Annotated in this window: 6 protein-coding genes and 2 pseudogenes; 4 read left to right on the top strand and 4 right to left on the bottom strand. The window is 74.6% G+C overall.

All coding sequences use genetic code 11. The features are described from left to right. Positions 1–71: 71 nt before the first annotated feature. The 4 genes and pseudogenes from CCN35_RS23115 to CCN35_RS23100 form a co-directional block, all read right to left on the bottom strand. Complete coding sequence (locus tag CCN35_RS23115; protein WP_067397669.1) at positions 72–338, bottom strand: DUF6343 family protein; 267 nt, start codon at positions 336–338, stop codon at positions 72–74. A 52-nt stretch (positions 339–390) separates the two neighbouring features. Further along, positions 391–816: a CBS domain-containing protein gene (locus CCN35_RS23110; protein WP_067397678.1), complete on the bottom strand. Its 426-nt coding sequence runs from the start codon at positions 814–816 to the stop codon at positions 391–393. A 108-nt stretch (positions 817–924) separates the two neighbouring features. Further along, a pseudogene (locus CCN35_RS23105) lies at positions 925–1,338 on the bottom strand (TIGR03668 family PPOX class F420-dependent oxidoreductase); the annotation flags it as partial. A 115-nt stretch (positions 1,339–1,453) separates the two neighbouring features. Next, positions 1,454–2,105, bottom strand: a pseudogene (locus CCN35_RS23100) (phosphoribosyltransferase). A gap of 229 nt (positions 2,106–2,334) precedes the next feature. Here CCN35_RS23100 and CCN35_RS23095 point away from each other — a divergent pair. The 4 genes from CCN35_RS23095 (at position 2,335) to CCN35_RS23080 (ending at position 5,215) form a co-directional block, all read left to right on the top strand. After that, positions 2,335–3,075: an MgtC/SapB family protein gene (locus tag CCN35_RS23095; RefSeq protein WP_067397667.1), complete on the top strand. Its 741-nt coding sequence runs from the start codon at positions 2,335–2,337 to the stop codon at positions 3,073–3,075. 133 nt (positions 3,076–3,208) lie between these two features. Next, positions 3,209–4,129 (top strand): polysaccharide pyruvyl transferase family protein, encoded by a 921-nt coding sequence (locus tag CCN35_RS23090; protein WP_067397666.1) that lies wholly within the window; start codon positions 3,209–3,211, stop codon positions 4,127–4,129. A 92-nt stretch (positions 4,130–4,221) separates the two neighbouring features. Further along, positions 4,222–4,533 carry a DUF3040 domain-containing protein gene (locus tag CCN35_RS23085; RefSeq protein WP_067397665.1) on the top strand — a complete coding sequence of 104 codons (312 nt, stop codon included), beginning with the start codon at positions 4,222–4,224 and terminating at the stop codon, positions 4,531–4,533. A 241-nt stretch (positions 4,534–4,774) separates the two neighbouring features. Continuing rightward, positions 4,775–5,215 carry an SRPBCC family protein gene (locus CCN35_RS23080; RefSeq protein ID WP_067397664.1) on the top strand — a complete coding sequence of 147 codons (441 nt, stop codon included), beginning with the start codon at positions 4,775–4,777 and terminating at the stop codon, positions 5,213–5,215. Positions 5,216–5,493: the final 278 nt, after the last annotated feature.

Raw genomic sequence — 5,493 nt, 5'->3', positions numbered from 1 at the left:
GCGCTCGTCTGCCGTCCCCCGCCGGGCCGCCGGGGGACGGTGGAGGACGCCCGCGGGCCGGCCGGTCCGGGTCAGTTGCGGCGGGCGCGCAGGCGGCGGGTGACGACCAGGAGGTCCACGACGGCCACCAGGGCCAGGGCCGCGCAGATGCCGGCGAGGGTGGCGAGGGCCGTGGGGCTGGGGCTGTCCCGGGGGCCGGAGTCGGCGGACCAGGTGGCGAACAGGACCGTTCCGGCGAGGAAGAGGGGGAAGAAGACCGCGCTCAGCGCAAGACGCAGATGGAGGGGGCTGCGGGCGGTGCGGGGCTCGGTTCCGGTGCGGCGGCGTTCGTCGTACACGGGTCTCCTCGCTCGTCTCGGGGCATCGGGACCGGGCCCCGGATTCGGGCCGTCAGTGGTTCGGGTCCGCCCTGCTGATGTCCGACAGGGCGGAGTGCGGGTCCTCGGAGGTGGCGAGGTCGCCGAGGCTCACCATGCCGACGGGGCAGCCGCCGCGTTCGACGACGGGCAGCCGGCGCACGGCGTGCTTGCGCATCAGTTCGACCGCGTGGTCGGTGGTGTCCTCGGGGTCCAGGGTGACCACCGGGGGCCGGGTGCAGACCGAACCGGCGGCCGTGGTGTGCGGGTCGCGGCCCTCGGCCACGGCCCGGATCACGATGTCCCGGTCGGTGAGCAGACCGAACAGATCGCAGTCGTAGACCACCAGGACGTCGCCGACGTTCTGCTCGCGCATCACACGGGCCGCGCGTTCCAGCGTGGTCATCGGCTCGACGGCCACCGCGCCGGGCGACATCACATCGCGTACTCGCCGGGTCATGGGCACCTCCCGGACCGGCTCCGCGGGACTCCGCGGACTGCGGACACTCCGGCTGTCCGCCGCGTAGCCAGAACCGGCGGTTCCAAACGGGGCCGCCCGCCATCCCGTCCAGCGGTGGACGGCGACCGCGATCACCGGGCCGTGCGGCGGGGCGTCGCGGTACTGCGGGTACTTGCGCAGCAGCCGGGCGAGCGCGGTGCCGTACTCCCCCGCCGCGGACTCGTCCGCCGTGTCGGGCGGCACGATCCGGGCACGGCCGTCGGCGCGGACCCACCACAGGCGGTCCCAGTCCTCGGTGTAGTGGTCCGCCAGCAGGGACACGGACGGGTTGGCCCCGATGTTGCGCAGACGTGCCAGACGGGTCGTGGTCTTGGGCTTGCGGTCGACGGCCGTCACGACGCCGTTGTCGCCGAGGGCCGCGAACACCACCGGCACCTGGTGCGGGCGGCCCGCCGTGTCCACCGTGGCCAGCCGCGCCACCCGGGCGGTCCAGAACCGCCGGCGTGCCTCGTCGGGGTCCATGCGGGGCACGGCCTCTCCTCTCGGTGGTCACGCGGTCACGCGGTTTTGTGGTCGCGCGGTCGGTGGTGCGCCTCGGGAGGGGCGCGTCTCGGCAGTGGTGCGGCTCGGGTGCGTCTCATGCCTCCCGGTGATGCGTCAGCGCCCGCACGACCTCGTCGTCCGTCAGCTGCTCGAAGTCGTCGTACCAGAGGCCCACGGCGGTGAAGGACGTCGGCCGGTGAAGGCAGACCACCTCGTCGGCCTCCTCGCCCAGCGCCTCGACCGCCTCGGGCGCGCCGACGGGGACGGCGAGGACGGTGCGGGCGGGGCCCCGGCTGCGCACATGGCGCAGGGCGGCGCGGGCGGTGGAGCCGGTGGCCAGGCCGTCGTCGACGACGACCGCGGTACGGCCGTGCAGGTCCGGGGCGGGGCGGTCGCCGCGGTAGCGCCGGGTACGGCGGCGCAGTTCGGCGCGTTCGCGCTTCACCACGGCGGCGAGGTCGTCCTCGGTCAGGCCGAGGTCGTGCAGGGCCGCCTCGTCGAGGAGCGGGGGGTCGTTCCCGGCGATCGCGCCGAGGCCGTACTCCTCCTGGAAGGGGGCGCCGATCTTGCGGACGACCACCACGTCCAGGGGGGGCGTCGAGCGCCCGCGCGACCTCCTGGGCCACCGCCACACCACCACGGGGCAGGGCCAGCACGACGGGGTCGGGCAGTGCGCCGGCCTCGTACCGGGCACGCAGCCGCTCGGCCAGTTTCCGTCCGGCCTGCGCGCGGTTCCGGAACCTCATGCGCCTCCTCCCGTCCGCCCCGCTTCCTCCGCCCGCCCTCCCCTCGTGTCTCCTCCGCGCGTCTCCTCCGTCCGCCTGCTTCCTCTCCCTTCTCGCCCTCTTCTCCCCCTCTTCCTCCCCTCCTTCGAGGCGTCCCCCGCGACTTCCTTCGACTTCCCCGCGTCGGGTACCCCGTCCGGAAGCCCGCCGACCACACAATGAGGGCAGGGACCGTGACGGAGGGAGACGCATGCCGTGGCTTGCGGTTCCGCTGTGGGACCTGAGCAGTGGACAGGGCCTGCGTCAGCTCGCCGAACTGGGTCTCGCGCTGCTGCTGTCGAGCCTGATCGGCTGGGAACGGGAGGCGAAGCAGAAGAGCGCGGGCCTGCGCACCCACACCCTGGTCGGGGTCGCGAGCGCGCTGATGATGGAGGTGTCCCAGTACGGGTTCACCGGTGCGCTCGGCCTGGAGGACACCTCGTTCGACCCTTCCCGGGTGGCCTCGCAGATCGTCTCCGGCATCGGTTTCATCGGCGGCGGTCTGATCTTCGTACGGCGGGATGCGGTGCGTGGGCTGACCACCGCCGCCACCGTCTGGCTGACCTGCGCGGTGGGCATGGCCTGCGGAGGCGGCCTGCCGATCCTGGCGGTGGCGACCACCGCGCTGCACTTCGTGGTCGTCCGCGGCTACCCCCGGCTGCCGGGCCGGCTCTCCCCCGGCTCCGCGCCCGCCGCGGTCGAGGTGCGGCTGACGTATCTGACGGGCCAGGCCCTGCTGCCGCGGCTGCTGGAGGTGTGCACCCGGCTCGGCTTCCGCATCCTGCAGGTCCGGGTGGAGCAGCCGCCCCGCCGCACGGAGCAGCTCGCCCAGGTGCTGCTGCGGCTGGAGGGCACCGCCGAGACCGGGCATCTGGCGTCCGAGCTGTTCCATCACGACGGGGTCGTCGACGTCGACCTGTTCCTGGAGCGCGACGAGCGGCTGGACGAGTGACAGGCGGACGCCGCCGGGCGGGTGACGGCCGGGGACGGCAGGAGCGGCAGCCGGTCGTGCGGCCGTGACGGGGCGAGCGGCGGCGCGGCGGGGGGTGATTGGCCCGCCGCCGTCCGGGCACTCGGGCCGTACTGTGCACCAGGAACAGCGGCAGCCACGGATTCTGCTCACAGGATGGTTCAGCTTCCCGGACGGCGAGGCGACCGCCGGGGACGTCCTGGCGCTGCACCGCGTCGAGGAGGTGCTGCGGCGGGCGGGGCTCGAGTACGACGTCGCGTGGAGCCCCCGTTTCCGGCCCGAGGCCCTGCATCTGGACGCCGCCGCGCATGAGCCGTACGGGTGGCTGGTGTTCGTGTGCGGTCCGCTGTACGGGCCGCAGATCGAGGAGCTGCACCGCCGGTTCGCGCACTGTGTGCGGATCGCGGTGGGCGTCTCGGTGATCGATCCCGGCAGTGCGGCCGTCACCGGCTTCGACCATGTCATCGCCCGCGACGCCCCGGGGGCCGGACCCGCCCTCGACCTGGCCGCCCACGCCCCCGCGTCGCCGCCGCGGCCGGTCGTCGGCGTGCTGCTCGCCCAGGGGCAGTACGAGTACGGGCAGGCACGCCGGCACGACGTGGTGGCCAAGGAGGTGGCCGGCTGGCTGCACGGCAAGGACTGCGCACGGCTGGAGCTGGAGACACGGCTCGGCACCCACGACCGGCGGCTGTGCGCCACGCCCGCGCAGCTCCACTCCGTGCTGGTCCGCCTGGATCTGGTGGTCACCGACCGGCTGCACGGGCTGGTGCTCGCACTGCGCGCCGGTACGCCCGCGCTGGCCGTGGACCCGGTCGAGGACGGTGCGAAGGTGACCGCGCAGGCGCGCGCCTGCGACTGGCCCGCGCTGGTGCCCGCCGAACGGTTGGACGCGGCCGAGCTGGACCGCTGGTGGCAGTGGTGTCTGACCTCGGGCAGGGTGGCCGCACGGCGGATCCGGGACGCGTTCGCGGGCGGCACCGGGCGGGACGGCGCCGAGGACCTGGTGACGGTGCTGCGGCAGGGCCGCGCCGGTTAGTGCCCGATGCGTCAGGGGCACCCGGGTGAGGAACTTCGGGCAGGTCGGTCCCCCTCAGGAGGAGCCCCCAGGAGCACCCCGTAGGAGCAACCGTGTCGACACGCCGACTTTCTGATCATGAGCAGCGGATCCTGAACGAGATAGAGCGCGCCCTGAGCCGCGACCGCCGCCTGGCGCGGCGGCTGCGGTCGCAGCAGAGGAGCCGCTGGCGGGCGTTCCTCTCCCGGATCGTGGCGTACGCGCCCCGGGCATGGACCGTGGTGGCGCTGCTGGCGGTCTCCATGATCCTGCTGGCGGCCGGGATCGTCACCTCGGCACCGGCCGTGATCTGGGCCTTCGCCGTGATGTGGCCGGTGGCGTTGTTCGCCGTCTTCCGGCTGCTGTGCCGGTGGACGGAACCCTGACCCGCAAGAGGTACGGCCCTGCTTCGGCCGGCCGGACCGCCGGACCGTGCCGGAACCGGCGGGCGCCGGCGTCCTGTTCGGCGGGCAGGCCCCGCCGGCGGGCGGCACACCCGGTGACGCCTGCGCCGACGCGGCCGGAACGGGACGGCTCCGGCCTCGGCGCGGGCGCGAGGATACGGCCGTAGGAGTGACTCGGGGGTGAACGCGCGGCAGGGCGGAGGCGGGTGCCTACGATCGTCCTGTGGTCGTCTTCTCCCTCGAGCGCACTGCGCCGCTGCCCATCGACGAGGCGTGGCGCCGGATCACACGGTGGTCGCGGCATGCCGAGAAGGTCCCGCTGACCCGCATCACCGAGGTCGCCCCCACGCCGACCCGGGTGGGCACGGTGTTCGTGGCCCGTTCGGGGATCGGCCCCCTGGGCTTCGACGACCCGATGGAGGTCACCGTCTGGCGCCCGCCGGCCGACGGGGAGCCGGGGCTGTGCCGGCTGGAGAAGCGGGGGCGCGTGGTGCAGGGCTGGGCCGAGCTCGAGGTCCGGCCCGGGCCCGGGGGGCGTACGCGGGTGGAGTGGCGGGAGGAACTGCGCGTCCGCTTTCTGCCCGGCCTGTTCGACGGGGTGCTGCGGCAGGGGGCGCTCACGGTGTTCGGGCGGGCGTTGAACCACTTGCTCAGACAGCCCTGACGGGGCGTCGGGTCACCGTGCCCGTGCCGCCCGCCGACGCGACCGGCCGTGAGGGCGGCGGGGTCCTGCCGCGCCCGTGAGACGTTCCGGGCGGACCGGTGTGCGATCCGGTTCCCGTCCCGTCCTGTCATGCCGTGGTGCCGTGCCGTGGATCACCGCGGGAGCGGCCGGGCAGTCCGTTCCCCGCCGGGTCCCCGGCCACGGAGCCCCGAGGCCCGCTGCGGGCCGGACAGAAGCGTGTGCCGACGGCGCCCGAGGGCGATCCCGCCCCTCGCCCC

It is taken from the genome of Streptomyces thermovulgaris, from assembly GCF_002155915.1.
In the GTDB taxonomy this organism is placed as follows: Bacteria; Actinomycetota; Actinomycetes; order Streptomycetales; family Streptomycetaceae; genus Streptomyces; species Streptomyces thermovulgaris.
The sequence above is the reverse complement of the archived record's forward strand: the minus strand, read 5'-3'. Positions and strand labels throughout refer to the sequence as shown.

Excerpts from the sequence above, each read along its gene's own strand:
- CCN35_RS23095 (WP_067397667.1), top strand. The coding sequence starts at position 2,335 with ATGCCGTGGCTTGCGGTTCCGCTGTGGGACCTGAGCAGTGGACAGGGC.
- CCN35_RS23110 (WP_067397678.1), bottom strand. The coding sequence starts at position 816 with ATGACCCGGCGAGTACGCGATGTGATGTCGCCCGGCGCGGTGGCCGTC.